Genomic DNA, 18,009 nt, shown 5'->3' on the forward strand with positions numbered 1-18,009 from the left:
AGGCTTCTCTTCCAACCATAAAGATAAGGGGGAATCGAAGATCCCCCTCTCTTTAATTCTGTCTCATCGATTCAGTTGATTACTGATTGTTTGCTTCGATTTGTTGCTTGATTTGTTTGACAGCATCATCAGCTGATTTTTGGGCATCTTGTTTGTCAGTTGCAACGAGTTGAAGTGCTGCTGCCATCGGCTCCCAAACTTGACCCATCTCAGCGATGTTCGGCATTGGAACACCATCTTTAGATTGTGCGAAGACAGCTGCTGCGACTTCGTTGTCTTTGATCGTTGCATCTTCTTGAAGTGCTGTTACTGGTGGAATCTCGTTGTATTTCTCAAACATCGCTTTGGCATTCTCTTCGCCAGTGAGTGATGCGAGGAACTTCTCAGCCCACTCTGCGTTTTCTGAGTATGCTGAAACGGCATATGTTTTTACCCCAACGAATGTTTTGATTGCTTCGCCGTTAGGAAGCTTCGGAAGAGCTGCTGCCCCTAAGTTGATACCTTTTTCTTTGTAGCTTGCGACTGCCCATGGTCCGTTCATGACTGCGACTGCTTTTTTGTCGCCGAACAATTGGTCCATTGCTTGACCACCGCCACCGCCGATCAAACCTTTCGGGAAGAGACCTTCTTTGTACCATTTGCCGATGTAGTCCATTCCTTCGACTGCGCCTTCATTATTGAGGCCGATGTCTGCAGGATCAAGTTTTCCACCGTTATCTTTAAAGACGTATCCACCGTATCCACCAATCGGACCGTGTGCGAAGTAGAAGTTATCCCAAAGTGCGAGGAAACCGTATTTGCCGTCTTTTTTCTGATCTGTTGAAATCTTGTACAAGTCATCCATTGAAGCAGGTGCTTCTTTTAACTCATCTTTGTTGAAAAGAAGAATTGGTGTTTCGACTGCTTTTGGATAACCGTATACTTTTCCGTCAAACGTTACTGCTGATTTCGCTGTATCGATAAATGGCTCAAGTGCTTTTTCGCCGTCTTTGAGTTCAGCGATCAACCCTTGGTCAACAACTGTTCCGATTTGGTCATGTGGAAGGAGAATGATGTCAGGACCTTTTCCAGCAGGACCGTCAAGAGCGACTTTCTTTTGTTGATCCGTCATTTTTACTTCTTTGACTTCAACTTTGACGCCTTCTTTTTCTTCAAACGCTTTAGCAGCTGCTTTTGTTGTTTCAGCTTTTTCTGTATCTTCCCAGATGACGATTTTAGCTGGTTTTTTTCCGCCTTCTGAACTTGTGTCCGAAGAACCTGAATCCGTGCCACCACCACATGCTGCAAGAGCACCGACTGCCATGACAGATACCGAAAGACCTGCTACTAATTTTTTGATTTCCATGTTTGAAAATTCCTCCCCAAGTTAACGTACGAATGATAAGTTCTGATGCACAACGTTTGCATAAAGGCACAACCATTTTCTCGTGATAACAACCGAGGGGTTGTAAGCGTTTTATGAAAACGTTTGCATCACCTTTACATTTTTATTATACAATCTAAAATCCTTTTGACAAGTCCTTTTTATTAAATATTTTCCTACATTTCAAAAAGATTATTTAAAATTTTTTTCGAAAACGGTTTGTCTGTATTAGTAAAATCGATTTAAAAAGAAAACGTTTACATTTAGACCTTTTGCACAAACAGGTGCAATCGATTGCATTGTATACGCGTCTTCTGTTTAATCCGTCATCTTTTTCTTGAATTCCAATTGACTTTAAGAAAGCGCTTCACTATTCTTAGGTCGAGGACTATTACATTATAATGCAAGCGATTGCACTTAGGGAGTGACCACAATGCTGAAAGAAGCCGTTTTCCACCGCGCCATGTCTCCATTCGTCTACAAATATGATGAAAAAACCATTCACATTCGATTACAAACTAAAAAAAATGATGTCAATCACGTCGAGTTGATCTGGGGTGACCCGTACGATTGGCATACTGAAAATCCAGATGATGCTGACTGGAATTTTGATCCGTCTAAGGCTAACTACTGGAATACGTTCGAGACTCCGATGACACGCAGTGGTTCTGATGAACTGTTTGATTACTGGTTCATCGATGTCATTCCTCCATTTCGCCGTCTCCGCTATGGTTTTCGCCTACACGACGGACAGTCAAGCCATGTTTTCACAGAACGTGGCTGGTTTGATGAAAAACCTTTAGATGATACTGGCTACTACTTCTGTGTCCCTTATTTGAATAAAGTGGACGTCTTTCATGCACCTGACTGGGTCAAAGATACGGTCTGGTACCAAATTTTCCCTGATCGTTTTGCGAACGGTGACCCGGCCAATGATCCTGCCGGCACACTGCCTTGGAACAGTACTGAACCGACGACGACCAATCTATTCGGTGGCGATTTTCAAGGTGTGATTGATAAGATTGATTATCTCGTAGAGTTAGGCGTTACAGGAATCTATTTCTGCCCAATTTTTGAGGCCAAATCAAACCATAAATACGATACGATTGATTATCTCGAGATTGACCCTCAATTCGGAACAAAAGAAAAGTTCAAGGAAATGGTGGATCTGCTCCATGAAAAAGGAATCAGAATCATGCTTGATGCCGTCTTTAATCATGCTGGTTTCCACCACAAGGCGTTTGCTGACATTCGAGAACATGGTAGCAATTCATCTTACCGAGATTGGTTCCACCTGCGTAACTTCCCGCTGGTGACAGAACCTATGCCCAACTATGATACTTTTGCGTTTGTCCCGGAAATGCCAAAATTCAATACGGAAAACCCGGAAGTAAAAGCCTACTTGCTTCATGTCGCTCGTTATTGGGTCGAAGAATTTGGGATCGACGGTTGGCGATTAGATGTCGCGAACGAAGTCGATCATGCCTTTTGGCGCGATTTCCGAAACGTCGTCAAAGAAGCGAATCCCGATACGTATATTCTTGGAGAGATTTGGCACGACTCCCAAGAATGGTTGCTCGGCGATCAATTCGATGCCGTCATGAACTATCCATTTACGAACGCTGCCTTAAACTTCTTTGCTCTCGATAAGACGACCGCTTCTGCCTATGCCAATGATATGTCGCATGTCCTGTTCTCGAATACGATGAATGTCAACGAAGTGACGTTTAATTTGATTGGCTCACATGATACGCCACGGGCTTTGACACGAGCCGGCAATGATAAAAATAAAATGCGGTTACTCTTATTATCGATGTTGACGTTCTCTGGAAGCCCGGTCATCTACTATGGTGACGAAATCGGACTGGGTGGCGATCAAGATCCAGGTTGCCGAAAGTGTATGCCTTGGGATACTGCAGAACAGGATTTAAATCTGTTGATGTATACAAAACATTTGCTTCATTTGAGAAGCCACCATAAGACACTGGCCAATCACGGACATATTTCCTTTGTCCACGCTGACGATGAAACCAATACCATCGTCATGCGTCGAATGAGTCAAGATGGGACCTATTATGTCTACTTCAACAACTCAAACCACCAAGCAACGATTCCAGCTCCTCAGGCTGGACAAGGCATGGATCTCTTTTCGAACACGCCGCTTCCTTCATTGGATGTGACACTTGCTCCGTATACCGGAACAATTATTCAAGTCATTTGATCTGAAGACAGTCTTTTCGCTTTTTTGCGAAAAGACTGTCTTTTTTCATTTGTATGATAAGCTCATTTATTTTTTCAATTTAGGGTAAATAAAAATAAGAAAGGGGTGATTCTTCTCTCATGGAATTAATTTTTTACACTGGACTCATCTTGATTGGTCTGTTTGCCGTCAGTTATCTGAGCGAACGGTTTCATCTTCCAAGCATCTTAGCCTTCATCTTAATCGGGATTGTACTTGGTCTTTATTTCGATCTTCCTGAAGAACTAAAACTTGGTGGAGAAGCGGGTATCATTGTTCTGTTTTTTTTGCTCGGTTTAAAGTTTTCTGTCGCCGATTTGATTATTCAGTTCCGAAACATTTGGAAAGCGGGACTGATTGATCTTTTGTTATCTTTTGGTGGTACTTTCCTTTTAACGTTAGCTTTTGGTTTTTCTGTACCGGAAGCATTTTTAATCGGTTGTGTCCTGTATGCGACAAGTTCTTCGATTTCAGCCCGCTTACTCGATCGTGAACCTGATAAACATAAAGATGTGAATCGCTTCGTACTCTCTTTGCTCATCTTTGAAGACTTGGCGGCCCCACTTTTGTTAACAACAGCTCCATTTGTCCTCGGAACACAAGAATTCACCTTCATGAAGGTCGGAACGATTTTCCTTGGTTTTGTATTCTTGTTCAGTGCTTTGATTTTTTTAACCGTCTTCATTCGTCAAAAATCCAAAGTCGTTGACTCTCTCTATCGTCATCCAGACGCCGGAATCGGCATCATCGGCTTAATTTTGACCTTTTCAGGAATTGGGATCATGTTTGGTTTGTCCGAAGTCCTCGGTGCATTCATCGTCGGGATTTTATTGACGGAAATCAAAGAGACGCGCTATTTAAAACGGCTTGTAACACCATTTCAAGATTTGCTTTTACCATTATTCTTTATTTCATTCGGAATGTCGTTTGAGATGACGGAAGGACTTCCATTAGACTGGTTTTTCTTTGCCCTTGTCGTCTGGGGACTTTTGTCGAAGTTCCTTGTTGGTTTCCTAGGAGGACGATCGTTTGGACTCTCTAACTACCATGCGATTGAATCCGGGTTTTGTTTAGGACCGCGTGGAGAATTTTCGATTTTATTCATTACGCTTGCTAGTGGAGCTTTTGTGACCTTGACTGGTCTGTACATTTTTGTATCCGCCTTTCTTGGGATCATGTTGTTCCGTATTTCTAGTAGATTGACCGATCGAACACATGCGACCGCTAAGAAAATCAAACAAAAGATGCAATAAGCGCTGAAAACGAGACCTTCCGATTAAATAGTCGGAAGGTCTCGTTTTTGATAGAATTATTATATAAGAACCGTTTCGTCAACGCCCGACGAAAACCGGCGCTTTTTTCTCAAGAAAAGCTTGAACTGCTTGTTGGTGGTCTTCCGTTTTACCCGCACGCGATTGATAGATGATTTCCTGAGCCAACATGTCTTCTAACGTCGATTCTGAACTCGCCGCCTGCAATTGTTTAATGTAGCCGATGACTTTTGTTGGGCGATTGGAAAGAAATTCTGAAAAAGCAGTTACCTCATCTTCAAACTGTTCCGCTTCGACGACTTTTGTCACTAAATGATAATCATACGCTTGCTGCGCTGTAATCGTCTCACCTAATAAGGCCAGTTCCAATGCTTTGGCACTTCCAATCAATCGTGGTAAGAAATAAGGTGCTCCCGCATCAGGTACCAACCCAATGTTGATGAATCCTAAAGATAGTTTCGCATCCTCCCGTACAAGCCGAAAATCACACGCTAACGTCAAGGAAAGACCTGCTCCTGCAGCGACACCATTGATAGCGGCAACGGTTGGTTTATTTGTTGTTGCCAGCGCTCGAATGACCGGATGATAATAATTCTTTAAATACTCACCATGATCCATGCCAGGTTGGACAGTTTTTAAATCTTGTCCGGCACAAAATCCTCGTCCTTTTCCCGTCATAACAATTACCCGAACACTTTCATCTTGATTCGCTTCTTCGATTGATTCTGCTAATTCTGTCAAAAGCGTCGATGTGAGCGCATTTAATCGTTCAGGACGTGACAACGTAATCGTCGCGATGTGCCCTTTTACTAGATAATCGACCTCACTTTTCACTCCATTCCCCTCCATCCTAAAAATGAATATCAATTCATTATGATATATTCGTGATGTTTTATGAAAATCCTTTTAAATCTCCTACTTTTTTATGAAAGGACTGTTTTTACTCTTTCATTATGAAAATTGAAGGCGTATAGTTTCCAAAAGATACAGAAAGACAATACGTTTTAAGGACTTAAAGGGGAATTTATTTTATGAAAACAGCTAAACAACAATCATTATTCCAAATTACTTGGCCACTATTCATTGAAATCGCGCTTCATATGAGCCTAGGAATCATCGCCACCCTGATTCTTAGTTACTATTCGGACAGTGCAGCTGCTGCCGTAGGTGTCTCCAATCAGGTACTCAATATTTTCATCATTTTATTTAACATTACGTCTGTTGGAGCTACGATTATCATCGGACAATACCTGGGAGCTAGAAGAGTCCAGGATGCTCGTCAAACTGCACGATCTGCTTTTTCCATTAATTTATATATCGGCTTAATCATTTCTGTTCTCGTTGCCTTGTTCGGCAAACAATTACTTGGTTTCTTCTCATTAGAAGGAAAAACATTAGCTTACGGCGAAACCTTCTTAGAGATTGTTGGTCTCTTCTTGTTTTTAGAAGCTATCTCCTTAACGTTAGGTGCCATCTTAAGAAGTCATGGTTTTACGAAAAATGCTATGTATGTCACGTTGTTGATGAACTTTGTCAGTGCCTTCGGTAACGTCATCGCCGTCCTCGGACTGTTTGGTATTCCCGTACTCGGTGTTGCCGGTGTCGCTTGGTCAATCGTCATCGCTCGGACAGTCGCAGTCGTCCTTCTGTTTTTCGTCGTTTACCGCAAACTATCATTACGTTTCAAACTAAAAGATTTAATTCAAATTAATCGTCGTGATATCAAAAGTATCATGAATATCGGCATTCCCTCTGCTGGCGAAGGCGTCTCGTACCAATTTTCTCAACTCATCATTACCGGGTTCATTGCGACGATTGGCGAGTCCGCCCTATCTGCACGTGTTTACGTCTCAAACATTACGATGCTTTGTTTCTTATTCACTTTAGCGATTGCACAAGGAACACAATTGCTTGTCGCCCGCCAAGTGGGGGCACAACAATTTGAAGCAGCACACAAACGTGCTGTAAAAACATTAAAAATCGCGGTGTTTGCTAGTTTTGTTTCTGCTGTAGCTCTCGCTTCATTCGGAACATCGATTATGTCTTTATTTACTTCAAGTCCTGAAATCATCGCCATCGGCATTCCATTGCTTTGGGCAAGTGTCATCCTCGAACCGGGCCGTGCCATGAATATCGTACTCATGGGAACTTTGAAATCAGCCGGAGACGTCCGCTTCCCGGTAGCCATCGGTATCCTTTCGATGTGGGGAATCGCCGTTGTCCTCAGTTATACACTTGGACTTCAGTACGGACTTGGACTACTTGGTATTTGGATCGCCTTCTCTGCCGATGAATGGTTCCGCGGAATTTTCGCCATGAAACGTTGGAACAGCCGGAAATGGGCACAATATGCTGTCGTCAAAGGAGATCAACATGAGCAAAACGAACGTCGCAAGACTTCTGAAGCAATCTGATGTTCCATTTGATTTGCTTTCTTACACTGTCGATGAAAAGGATTTATCCGCTCAAAATGTGGCTAGGAAGATTAATTACCCGCTTTCATCTATTTTTAAAACTCTTGTTTTAGAAACAGACCAAAAACAACATGTTTTTGCCGTCATTTCTGGAGAAGAAGAGTTAGATTTGAAGGCGGTAGCACTGGCGCTTTCCACAAAAAAAGTACAAATGGTGCCTATGAACGATTTAATGAGACTGACGGGGTACATCCGAGGAGGTGTCGCCCCGATTGGTGCTAAAAAAACATTTCCCGTCCTCTTATCGGATCGGGCAGTCGGTCAATCCTATATGATCATTTCCGCTGGTAAACGTGGCTGGCAGATTAAATTAGCTCCTGACGATTTTCTAACATTCACGAATGGGATTCTCTTCACGAACCGCTGATACGTACTGGAAATTTATGATATGATGGATAGTATCGAAGATGTGGCAGGAGGAATCATTTTGTGGAAAGAACGTGTACGTAACTCGATTCCGAATCTCTTTACATTCGGAAATTTATACTGTGGATTTCTTGCCATTGTCATGGCTGCTCGAGGAGACTTTCAAAATGCGACCTTACTGATTGTCATTGCGATGATGCTCGATAGTTTGGACGGTCGAATTGCCCGGATGCTTGGCGTCGCAGGCGACTTCGGAAAGGAATTGGATTCACTTGCTGATGTCGTGACGTTTGGTGTCGCCCCCGCTATGATGGCTTATTACACTTATTTTTATGATTTTGGAGAAATCGGTTTATTGATTGCAGCTTTGTTCCCTTTATTTGGAGCGTTTCGTTTAGCACGCTTCAACCTTTCAGCAACAAACGTAGCTTCTGCCTACTTTTCCGGTGTACCGATTACCGCTGCCGGAGGCATGTTGGCCGTTGTCACGCTGTTCAGTGGACGAATGAATGATTTGATGGTTCCGCTTGTGTTCACTGCACTCGCTTTCCTCATGGTCAGTCGTGTGAAGATTCCAAGCTTTAAAGACATTCCGGTTCCACGACATACCTTCGTCATCACTTTTACGCTGCTTTACGTTACTTATGTCATGATTGCGAGAAGCAATGAGTGGTCGACGTTTTGGTTTGTCGCCGTTCCTCTCTATGTCGCGTTCCTGCTATTTTCTTTCATCAAGAAGAAAAAACAAAAAAATCATCAAATCGATTAAAAACAGACCGTATCCCGGTTTGTTTTTTTTTGATTATTGCAATCACACCTCATTTCTGGCTCGTTTCCCTTTTGTACAGGTATACTTACATCAGAATACTTGGATATGGAGGACAGACACTATGAATGTTTTTCAAAAACGTCTCTGGTTATTTTTTACGATTTGGTTTGTCATCGGTTTGATTTTAGTTGGTTTTTCGTTACTTCCTCCTTGGCTTGAATGGGCAAATGCGGTCTTTTTATTCGCCTCTGGTTTGTATGCCGCCCTTTACTTATGGGACGTCCTCCCAAAAGGTCGCTTCATCATTCCAGTCATCTTTTTTGGGTCAATCGGGATCGAGTCCATTGGTGTACACACCGGTTGGCCGTTTGGTACATATGCTTATGAAGCGGACTTTGGTGTTCAACTGCTTGGTGTACCCATCACGATCGGCGCCGCCTGGTTATCTGTCATGGGAGCTAGCCTTGCCTTCTCACGTCGGTTTCCGTTTCGTTATAACACAGTGATCTTAGTCCCGCTGTTTGCAGTCTGGTTGGATTTAGCGATCGACCCCGTTGCTGCAAACGTCAAATCGTATTGGCTTTGGCAAGACGGTGGTTTGTATTACGATATCCCGACCCAAAACTTCTTTGGTTGGTACGGGACGGCCCTGTTCTTCTCACTACTGCTTGCTCGGTTCGAACAAAAAGTCACCCTCGCGGAACTGGAACGAAACAATCAGTATCTATTCTTAATGCTCCATGCATTGTTCGGTTTGACGGCAGGTGTTGCGGGACTTTACGGCGTCACGATGATTAGTCTCCTCGCCGGTCTCACGTATTGGCTCACACGAGGAGGTATTCTTTTTGCAAAAAGCAAACAAAAACAAATTAGCTGAGTACACTTTTCATCTCTATGTCAAACAACGTTTGATTCGAAAACAATTTCATCGTATCTTATACCGGGCGGATGATTTGCCGACACCGGGACTAATGCTTGCGACTCATGGTTCGTGGTGGGATGGAATGATTTTGTTCCACCTCGATCAGACAACTCTTCATCATGACCCTTACGTCATGATCGACCAACAAGGACTCGCACGGTTTCCTTTTTTCACACGGCTCGGTGGATTTTCAATCGATCGCAGCTCATATAAAGAAATTAAACAAAGCCTTCAATATGCGAAGGATCAACTGGCCAACGGCAGTAGCGTCTGGATGTTTCCACAAGGTGAAGAACGACATCAAGAAGAACGGCCACTCAAGTTGAGCAGTGGAGCGACCCATTTAGCAAAAAGTGCTCCGTCGATTTCCTTGTTTTCATTTTATTATTCGTTTGGGCATGAGCAACAACCGGATGTTTACATTCGAACGCGAAAGATTCAATTGCCTAACGATCGTTCATCCGTCCAAATGCAATACTTAACGGATGCGATGACTTCGCTCTATGACGATGTCCGCTCTGATGCGATTGAAGGACAGACAACCGCGTATCAACTTTTAACTGAACGAAAGGATCCACTGCCCGTCAAAACAGAACAGTGGTTACAGGCCATCCGAAAATGATTATAGGTATTTTTATCTTTTCTGTTTTAGTCTGTCTTTACACGTTCCTCAATCTAGCATTTTTACCAAAGCTAACAGGACCCGTTGCACCTCCAAGTCTTGCGGTCTGCATTCCACTTCGAAACGAAGAACGAAATGTCGAAAAATTAATGACATCACTGAAACAAGCACTCCACGCTAATGTACATGTGTATTTATATGAAGACCGTTCGACCGACCGGACACGCGATTTGTTGCTCGAGCAGATCGGCGCAGATGACCGTTTCACGATGATTGACGGGATTGACTTACCGACTGGTTGGGCCGGAAAAGTCCATGCCTGCCACCAACTCGCTTTGGCGTCAAAAGAAGAGTATCTGTTGTTTTTAGATGCCGACATCACGTTGACAAAAGAGACGATCCCTAAACTGTATGCGACGATGAAACAAGAACGAGCTGTCTTTTTATCCGGTTTTCCTTCGTTTCCTGTTCCGACTTTTTTAGGGAAATGTCTGATTCCAATGCAACATGTGTTAATTGCGCAACATCTTCCCATCCCCTTCCGGAAAGTCAAACATCCTGCGTTTGCCGCTGCAAACGGGATGGTCGTCTTAGTGGAACGTCAAGCCTATGAACAAGTTGGTGGTCATCAATCCATTCAAATGGCGCTCGTCGATGATTTAGAACTGTGTCGGACCTTCAAACGAAACGGATTCACGACGACCCTCGTTCATGTTGCTCCATACGTCAGCTGTGATATGTATGCGACCAATCCTGATGTCTGGCAAGGTTTTCTGAAAAATGTCTTTCGGGGGATGAATGATTCGTACTTGATCGGCAGCTATTTTCTTCTATTTTATCTCGCACAGGCCACCATCTTACCACTGGCCATCTTGTTCCCATCGTTCTTCACGATTGGCGCATTATTCTTCCTCTTGTTAGCCCGTTACCGGATTGACCGAAATGCTCAAATTTCTCATGCCTGGTTTTGGCATCCGGTGGCGACGGTCCTTTATGTAGTACTGCTCGCAACGGCAATGATTCGAAGACTCAAGAAAAGGGAAATCAGTTGGAAAGGTCGGACATATTCTTAAGGAGGCGTTACGTATGAAACATATTGCAGTCATTGGTGCGGGGTTAGGTGGCTTAAGTGCCGCGATTTCCCTCGCTTCAAAAGGATTTAAGGTCACTGTCATCGAACGCAACGAACATATTGGTGGAAAGATGATGCCCATTACCGCGGACGGTCATCGTTTTGACTTTGGTCCAAACACCATCACGATGCCTGAAATTTTTCAATCTGTCATCTTAGAGTCGGGTGCAGACCCTGATGATTATTTTACATTTGAAAAATTGGCACGTCATACCGTCAACCATTTTCCAGATGGTCGGACCTTGACGTTTGCGACTGGACGCGAAGCTATGCGAACCGAAGTCGACCGCTTCACGAACGGGCAGCTCGCTAAAAACGATATCACGGGTTATCAAGAAGAAGTCGCACACCTTTTCCAGATTGCTAAACAACAATTTTTCGTTAATATCGATTCTTATTTCAATTTTTCTTTGTTACGCGATATGACGAAAGTACACCCGTTAAAGACCTTACATGGGCTACACAAAAAATATTTTAAGGATCCCCAGCTGATCCAAGCACTTGATCGCTATGCGACTTATATTGGCAGTAGTCCGTTTCAGGCACCGGCAACATTTGGTTTGATTGCTCATCTTGAACTCAATGACGGTGTCTACTTCACGCACGGAGGAAACACTGCGATTGCCGAAGGATTTGCCCGTCGTGCACGCGAACTTGGTGTCGTCTTCCGATTAGGAGAAGAAGTGACACAAATCGAAGTCACGAACCAGCTGGCAACAGAAATCGAACTAAATCATATCGATTATCTGTCCGTTGATTTCATCGTCTTAAACGGGGATCTCCTGACGCAATATCCTCGCTTGATTTCAGAAACGATCCGACCGGACTTTAAAAATCCAACCCCCTCCCAGATGGAACCATCGATTTCTGCGTATGTCCGCTGTATCGGACTTTCACGTCGCATCGAGGGATTGGCACATCATAATGTCTTTTTCTCTTCCGATTATGAAGCGGAGTTCAAGGCACTGTTTGATCAACACCGTTACGCGGAGGAACCAACGATTTATATTTCCAACTCTTCGGTCACTGCACCGGAAATGGGGATTGCCGGTGATAATTTGTTTGTGCTCGTCAATGCCCCTGCTACCCATAAAGGACCCATCATCGATTTTGACACGTATGACAAGATCATTGATCAGCGTCTGCAGCACTTCGGCATCGATATTACGTCTGATGTTCTGTTTGAGCAACGGATCACACCACAAGACATCGAACAGAAATTTTCAGCATATCACGGCTCACTGTACGGTCTTTCATCGAACGGAACGCGTGGTGCTTTCATGCGTCCGAGCAACCGTTCAAAGAATGTTCACAATTTGTTTTTTGCCGGTGGATCGACGCATCCCGGTGGTGGCAGTCCAATGGTGACGCTTTCAGGAAAACTGGCAAGCGAACGAATCGTGTCCGCCGTCGCTTCCACCCTGTGAACGTTATGTGAATTGCATATCAATTACTTGTACGGACAACTTAGATTTGATACGATTACTTCGAGTTCAAGAGGTAGTGATTGACCCCACATCCTCAATCAAGCGCATGGTGACTTCCCCGAGTCAAAAGCGTTTAGGAACTTAACATATCTGTTGTGTCTTGATAGCTTGTTCAAGACCCACTTGTTCAGAAGATACACCACCGTAAACTACTCGGCATGACTTACGACGTTCCCCCTTAGATCGTCTCATCCTGACTAGTTTACAGGCAGCTCAATCACCAACAGATTCATCCCCGTGGATCGCTGACCTGCCTTGTTGGAAGTATGTATCCGATCATGTACACACAGATCAGGTTTAGACTCCCCGGTCTAAACTCAATAAAAAAAGACCTTGGTCCCCGCCAAGGTCTTTTTTTTATGGAGTTTTTAAGCAGTGACATCAAATCGTTGCGAGCAATTTCATTTTTTGCCAACGACTGACGTAGGCACGTTTCGTAAAAACATCATATTGATTATCGCGCGCCGCATCTAGAATACCACGATAAAGTAAAGCCGCTACTTTTAATGCCCGACGACTTTCTTTCGGATACTGTTCAAAAGACGGAGTCGCTGCATCATACAGTTGTTCGGCTCGGAACGCCAATGCTTCCCAAAGACCAGCAAAGTCTCCGGATGGGGTTCCTGCTAGTAAGGAGTTTGTCGTGACACTATATTCGTCCATCCAATTTTCAGGAAGATAGACGCGACCTCGTTTCGCATCCTCACCGACATCACGCAAAATATTCGTGAGTTGCATCGCAATGCCCAACTGGATTGCTGAATCTCGTAACTCAGGTTGTCCTGGTGCAAGGATCGGGAGTAACATCAAACCGACCGTACTCGCGACGTAATAACTATATTTTTCTGTTTCTTCCAAAGAATGATAGCGGTTTTTCTCAATATCCCACCGCATACCTTCTGCTAATTCCAAAAATGGTGTTTCATCCATCTCATATCTAGTAAATACATCAGAAAGCGCAATCCAGAGTGGTTTGTCAATGTGTTGACCCGATCGGAACTGACGAAATTCCTCCAAGAATTCGGCTAAGCTTTCTTTTGGCGTCGCTGACTCGTCCACCGTATCGTCAAGAAACCGACAAAACGTATAAATCGCATAGACGGCCATCCGATCTTGTTTCGGTAATAGGGAAAAGGCTTTATAAAAGGTTTTTGACCCATTTTGAATCGTCTGTTCACATACTACGTATGCGTTCGTCACTGTATCCATTTTTCCACCTCATCTCTTGTTCCATTCGATTGACAAGTAATGTCGCTCCCATCATGACGATCGGAACGCCTCCACACGGATGGACAGATGCGCCTACTGCATACAACCGTTCAATATCAGCATACGGTTTTGCTTGGGTTTTTAGAGCAGCTGATTGGCGAATCGTCGGAGCGATTCCAAAACTGCCCCCTTCATACAATCCAAAATCTTGTGCATCTTGAGGTGTGCGGATCTTCATTTCTGCAATTTGACTTTGGAAACCAGGAAGATGCTGTTCGATTTTTGCTAAAACTTGATCGATGAATCCATGTGCTTCATATTTTTCCTGATCATATCCACGTGGCGAAGGAACTAACGCATACACAACGCTGTCATCCGCTTCAGTTAACGAATCATCTACCTTACTTGGATTAAACAGATAGACAGCCGGATGTTCTGGCAACTCATCTTTCTGAAAAATCGATGTCATCAAGGGTTTTAAGTCACTTGGCATCAAAAAACGATGCACTGGCAAATCGACTTTTCCGTGTATCTTAAAGTACAACAATAATGTACCACCAGACGGGACATATTTTTTAGGTTGTTTCCCTTCGACCAGATATTCCATCAGCGGAAATTCGCCATTTAATACGACGCTATCATAATGATATTCTTGCCCCTCGACAATAAGCCCCTTTGCCTGTCCTTCTCTAATCATTACACGTTCGACGGATTGATTAAACTTGAACTGGACACCTCGTTCAATTAATGCCTCATACATTCGTTCCGCCAAGGAAAAATAACCACCTTTGACGTACCAGACACCCTCTTCTTGCTCCCGGTAAGGAATCAAACCATAAATCGATGGGGTCGTGTACGGATTCCCACCGATATAAAAAGTTGGAAAACTGTAGGCCATTCTGAGATATTTACTTTTAAAGAAACGTTTTAAATGATCATGTGCCGTCTCCATCGCATGCATCTTCACCAGTGGTGCTAGCATACTAGGGTGCAACAATTCACGTTTACGGAAATAACTCCGTTCTAAAAATTTCGATACGCTAACGTCATAATCCTTTGATTTTTGATTCATAAATTCTTGAAAACCACGGCCTTCTCCGAATTGACGTTCAATCGCAATCGCCTGATCGACGACATCTGCCTGTTTCGTGACCACTGTCCCATCATCAAAGTGTAGATCATATAGCGGATCAATCCGTTTTAGTTCCACACCTTCCAGACCTGCTTCCTTCAGTTGTTCCTGAAGTTTTCCAGGCATCAAGACGATTGTCGGACCTTGATCAATTCGTCCACCCGACTCAAAATCGACTGATGCAAGTCGTCCACCCGCACGTGTTTCCTTTTCAAAAATAGTAATCTCGATTTCAGGGTATCGTTTCGTTAACAATAACGCCGCATGTAACGTTCCGACACCGGCTCCTACAAATCCGATTTTCATTTTCCAACACCTACTTCGCTTGTCAATAAGTCTGCTGTAATCCGGGCCGACTCAAAGATGGTCGGAAGTCCGCTTCCAGGGTGTGTTCCGCCGCCGACTAAATACACATGATCCAATTCTTCAAAGCGGTTATGTGGTCTAAAATACATCATTTGTGTCAGTTGATGTCCCAGGTTAAACGTAGCACCTTGATGGACTCCCATTGCTTCCCAGTCATCCGGTGTAAACATTTCTTCGACCTCGATTGCCGCTTCGACCCCTTTGTACGGAGAACGGTCTTCTAGCGCATCAAGGACGCGGCGACGTAATTTCGGTCCTTCAATCGCCCAATCAAGTTCTGAATAGTTGTTTGGAACCGGAACTAACACGTAAAGGGCCGATTTTCCTTCCGGAGCCAATGTCGAATCGATCACAGAAGGGTTTTGGACATAAAATGAAAAATCTTCCGATAATTCTAATGTCTGTGTCATCTCACGAACATTCTTTTCGTAATCATCAGCAAAATAAATCGTATGGTGCGGGGCATCAAATGTTTGATTGACACCTAAGTACAACATGAACGTCGAACACGAGAATTTTTTTCGATCAATTTTCGGACGTGACCATTTTTTCAGGACACCTTCCGGAACAAGATGGTTCATCGCATGTGCAAAGTCTGCACCGACGACGACGTCATCGTATAAAACATGTTCGCCCGACTCAAGTATTACGCCCGTCGCTGTTTTTCCGTCTAAAATCAGCTGGCTGATTCCTGTATCGAGATGGACCGTTCCACCTAATTCTTCGATTGCCCGTTTCATCGCTTCCGGAATCTGATTCATTCCTCCAATCGGATGATGGACACCGTAAGCATGCTCCATGTAAGATAAAATCGAAAAACCGCCTGGGCATTCCCATGCTGACATCCCTAAATATTTGGCTTGAAACGTAAAGGCATATTTTAATTCTTCACTCGTAAAATAGTCAGAGAGAACATCATATAGGGAACGTCCTAACGAGAGACGTGGCAGTGCCGTGATGACACGTGGCGACAGATAATCCGTTAGTTTATCGTGTTTCGTCTGTAAAATCGGCATCATTTTGGCAAGCTTCAATGCCTGTTCTGCCATGAAACGATCATAGCCTTCCCCATTTCCAGGAAAGTGATGTTCAATCGTCTGTTTCATCCGGTCACGGTCCGTCGTCATCGTGAAATGATCGTTGCCCCCGTTAAAGTATAGCGTATACATAGGATCAAGGGCCTTCAGTTCTAAATAATCACTCAGTTTTAGACCGATACTCGTAAAAAGATTTTCTAGAATATGCGGCATATTCAAAAATGTGGGTCCGCGATCAAATTGATAGTCACCTACTTGTACACGAGATGTCCGTCCACCAACAATCGGTTGTTTTTCGTACACGGTCACGTCTACTCCTCTGCCCGCAAGCAACATCGCACACGCGAGTCCTCCGGGTCCTGCTCCAATAACGGCTACACGCTGCTTCACACGAATCTCTCCTTTTTCTCTCTACTTGTTTTAACTATTATACTAATCACATACTACTCCCCACAAATTTGAACTGTCCTAAAACTGTAAAAACGCCAAGCTTCCTTTAGGAAGTGGCGTTTGCAGTCACGATATACCAAGCTCCTTCTTTCAAAAATGGTGAAATCGATACATTTTCGAAACCGGCAGCATGTAGTTGTTCCGTCAATTCTTGTTTGCCTGGTAACGGATAAAGATTGTCATGTAGCGTCATGAACGCGTTAAACGCAGCAGAGAAAGGAGCCCCATACTCGCTGTCCCGCAGTGGCGTGACGAGGATGACCGTTCCCGCATCTTTGACGAAACGCCGAACGCCTTCTAGAAGACGAAGTCGTTCTTCTTTTGGGAAGTAATACAGAATGTTATTCATCATCACACCATCATATGTTTCTTTCACTTCAAAACTTTTGATATCCCCGACCACAAAATCAATTTCACCTGTCGTATCTCGCCGTTTTGCTTCCGCAATGACAGATTCCTCGATATCGATTCCTGCTAGTCGCAACTCTGGTAATGCTTCATGTATTTTACGTAAGTACCCTCCATAGGCACAACCGATGTCAAGCAAGGACGTCACATTTTGACTACGGATAATGTGTCGCACAGCAGGAAAGGCAACGGTCTCCACTAAAGCAGACGTTTCAGCAACGATATCCCCGTGTTCTTCACCATTAAATGTCTTTTGTTGACCGTCTTCTAAAAACTGTGGATAGGAAAATAGTGCAGGCAGATGCAATTCCATTAACTCGGATAACATAAAACCGATACTTCGATCATCTGATTTCGATAACTCCGGTAAGACATGGCGTGTCGCCGTGTAACGAAGATCTTTCTTTTTTAAGTGTCCGACGGCTAGACCGACTTCAAACCAACGCGACAAGGCTTCTGTCGTCAGCGGTTGTTTTAATCGGATTTGTGCTTCCGCTTGCGTTGCACCTGACCCTAGGACGTCAAACAAACCATACTTGTATCCAATATACCCGTGCCATAACGGTAAGACTGGCTCTGCCCGTTTCATCCATTTTCTTGCCCGGAAAACTTTTGTCCATTCTTTCAACTGTGCCACAAGCGTTCCCCTCTCGACTGCGTAATATATCCCTTTTCCCAAATAACAACAAATTGTAACCAAAAAAAATACACGTTTCGTCGCAAATGGACAAAACGTGTATTTCAGTCAATCGAACGATCCGT

General features: G+C 43.8%; 15 protein-coding genes. 9 read left to right on the plus strand and 6 right to left on the minus strand.

Annotation, left to right across the window (positions count from 1 at the left end; translation table 11 throughout):
• Window positions 1-79: 79 nt before the first annotated feature.
• Window positions 80-1,339: an extracellular solute-binding protein gene (locus tag KNQ13_RS01750; protein WP_026830991.1), complete on the minus strand. Its 1,260-nt coding sequence runs from the start codon at window positions 1,337-1,339 to the stop codon at window positions 80-82.
• A gap of 457 nt (window positions 1,340-1,796) precedes the next feature.
• On the opposite strand from KNQ13_RS01750, the gene KNQ13_RS01755 reads away from it, so the two are divergent.
• Window positions 1,797-3,584 (plus strand): glycoside hydrolase family 13 protein, encoded by a 1,788-nt coding sequence (locus KNQ13_RS01755; RefSeq protein WP_026830990.1) that lies wholly within the window; start codon window positions 1,797-1,799, stop codon window positions 3,582-3,584.
• A gap of 119 nt (window positions 3,585-3,703) precedes the next feature.
• The gene (locus KNQ13_RS01760) at window positions 3,704-4,855 is read left to right on the plus strand and encodes a cation:proton antiporter (RefSeq protein ID WP_026830989.1); all 1,152 of its coding nucleotides are present in this window, start codon (window positions 3,704-3,706) and stop codon (window positions 4,853-4,855) included.
• 78 nt (window positions 4,856-4,933) lie between these two features.
• Here KNQ13_RS01760 and KNQ13_RS01765 read toward each other — a convergent pair whose 3' ends face one another.
• On the minus strand, window positions 4,934-5,707 hold the full coding sequence (locus tag KNQ13_RS01765) for an enoyl-CoA hydratase/isomerase family protein (RefSeq protein ID WP_026830988.1): 774 nt from the start codon (window positions 5,705-5,707) through the stop codon (window positions 4,934-4,936).
• Between the two features lie 197 nt (window positions 5,708-5,904).
• Here KNQ13_RS01765 and KNQ13_RS01770 point away from each other — a divergent pair, with 197 nt between their 5' ends.
• The 7 genes from KNQ13_RS01770 (at window position 5,905) to KNQ13_RS01800 (ending at window position 12,585) form a co-directional block, all read left to right on the plus strand.
• Window positions 5,905-7,287 (plus strand): MATE family efflux transporter, encoded by a 1,383-nt coding sequence (locus KNQ13_RS01770; RefSeq protein ID WP_026830987.1) that lies wholly within the window; start codon window positions 5,905-5,907, stop codon window positions 7,285-7,287.
• Window positions 7,247-7,714 (plus strand): Cys-tRNA(Pro) deacylase, encoded by a 468-nt coding sequence (gene ybaK, locus KNQ13_RS01775; RefSeq protein ID WP_026830986.1) that lies wholly within the window; start codon window positions 7,247-7,249, stop codon window positions 7,712-7,714. The genes KNQ13_RS01770 and ybaK overlap by 41 nt, the downstream gene beginning before the upstream one ends.
• Window positions 7,715-7,735: 21 nt before the next feature.
• A complete protein-coding gene (pssA, locus tag KNQ13_RS01780) occupies window positions 7,736-8,482 on the plus strand; it encodes a CDP-diacylglycerol--serine O-phosphatidyltransferase (protein WP_201723121.1) in 747 nt (248 codons plus the stop codon).
• Between the two features lie 121 nt (window positions 8,483-8,603).
• A complete protein-coding gene (locus KNQ13_RS01785; protein ID WP_026830984.1) occupies window positions 8,604-9,359 on the plus strand; it encodes a carotenoid biosynthesis protein in 756 nt (251 codons plus the stop codon).
• Complete coding sequence (locus KNQ13_RS01790; protein WP_034774526.1) at window positions 9,328-10,026, plus strand: lysophospholipid acyltransferase family protein; 699 nt, start codon at window positions 9,328-9,330, stop codon at window positions 10,024-10,026. Before KNQ13_RS01785 ends, KNQ13_RS01790 begins: the two co-directional genes overlap by 32 nt.
• Window positions 10,023-11,099: a glycosyltransferase family 2 protein gene (locus tag KNQ13_RS01795; protein WP_026830982.1), complete on the plus strand. Its 1,077-nt coding sequence runs from the start codon at window positions 10,023-10,025 to the stop codon at window positions 11,097-11,099. Before KNQ13_RS01790 ends, KNQ13_RS01795 begins: the two co-directional genes overlap by 4 nt.
• Before the next feature lie 13 nt (window positions 11,100-11,112).
• On the plus strand, window positions 11,113-12,585 hold the full coding sequence (locus KNQ13_RS01800) for a phytoene desaturase family protein (protein ID WP_014969727.1): 1,473 nt from the start codon (window positions 11,113-11,115) through the stop codon (window positions 12,583-12,585).
• 441 nt (window positions 12,586-13,026) lie between these two features.
• Here the strand turns inward: KNQ13_RS01800 and KNQ13_RS01805 are convergent, their stop codons facing one another.
• The 4 genes from KNQ13_RS01805 to KNQ13_RS01820 all read right to left on the minus strand — a co-directional run bounded on the left by KNQ13_RS01805 (window position 13,027) and on the right by KNQ13_RS01820 (window position 17,884).
• The gene (locus tag KNQ13_RS01805) at window positions 13,027-13,854 is read right to left on the minus strand and encodes a phytoene/squalene synthase family protein (protein ID WP_026831250.1); all 828 of its coding nucleotides are present in this window, start codon (window positions 13,852-13,854) and stop codon (window positions 13,027-13,029) included.
• Entirely contained in the window at window positions 13,820-15,292 is a 1,473-nt protein-coding gene (locus KNQ13_RS01810) for a phytoene desaturase family protein (RefSeq protein ID WP_026830981.1), read from the minus strand. The genes KNQ13_RS01805 and KNQ13_RS01810 overlap by 35 nt, the downstream gene beginning before the upstream one ends.
• The gene (locus KNQ13_RS01815; protein WP_026830980.1) at window positions 15,289-16,779 is read right to left on the minus strand and encodes a phytoene desaturase family protein; all 1,491 of its coding nucleotides are present in this window, start codon (window positions 16,777-16,779) and stop codon (window positions 15,289-15,291) included. The genes KNQ13_RS01810 and KNQ13_RS01815 overlap by 4 nt, the downstream gene beginning before the upstream one ends.
• 106 nt (window positions 16,780-16,885) lie before the next feature.
• Window positions 16,886-17,884, minus strand: coding sequence for a class I SAM-dependent methyltransferase (locus KNQ13_RS01820; protein ID WP_014969723.1), 999 nt, complete (start codon window positions 17,882-17,884; stop codon window positions 16,886-16,888).
• Window positions 17,885-18,009: the final 125 nt, after the last annotated feature.

Source organism: Exiguobacterium sp. s128, from assembly GCF_018618815.1.
Taxonomy (GTDB): Bacteria; Bacillota; Bacilli; order Exiguobacteriales; family Exiguobacteriaceae; genus Exiguobacterium_A; species Exiguobacterium_A antarcticum.

What these genes read in the sequence shown, in the direction of transcription:
- KNQ13_RS01770 (WP_026830987.1), top strand. Translation starts at nt 5,905, where the DNA reads ATGAAAACAGCTAAACAACAATCATTATTCCAAATTACTTGGCCACTA.
- ybaK (WP_026830986.1), top strand. Translation starts at nt 7,247, where the DNA reads ATGAGCAAAACGAACGTCGCAAGACTTCTGAAGCAATCTGATGTTCCA.
- KNQ13_RS01760 (WP_026830989.1), top strand. Translation starts at nt 3,704, where the DNA reads ATGGAATTAATTTTTTACACTGGACTCATCTTGATTGGTCTGTTTGCC.
- KNQ13_RS01800 (WP_014969727.1), top strand. Translation starts at nt 11,113, where the DNA reads ATGAAACATATTGCAGTCATTGGTGCGGGGTTAGGTGGCTTAAGTGCC.
- KNQ13_RS01805 (WP_026831250.1), bottom strand. Translation starts at nt 13,854, where the DNA reads ATGGATACAGTGACGAACGCATACGTAGTATGTGAACAGACGATTCAA.
- KNQ13_RS01785 (WP_026830984.1), top strand. Translation starts at nt 8,604, where the DNA reads ATGAATGTTTTTCAAAAACGTCTCTGGTTATTTTTTACGATTTGGTTT.
- pssA (WP_201723121.1), top strand. Translation starts at nt 7,736, where the DNA reads ATGATGGATAGTATCGAAGATGTGGCAGGAGGAATCATTTTGTGGAAA.
- KNQ13_RS01810 (WP_026830981.1), bottom strand. Translation starts at nt 15,292, where the DNA reads ATGAAAATCGGATTTGTAGGAGCCGGTGTCGGAACGTTACATGCGGCG.
- KNQ13_RS01755 (WP_026830990.1), top strand. Translation starts at nt 1,797, where the DNA reads ATGCTGAAAGAAGCCGTTTTCCACCGCGCCATGTCTCCATTCGTCTAC.
- KNQ13_RS01795 (WP_026830982.1), top strand. Translation starts at nt 10,023, where the DNA reads ATGATTATAGGTATTTTTATCTTTTCTGTTTTAGTCTGTCTTTACACG.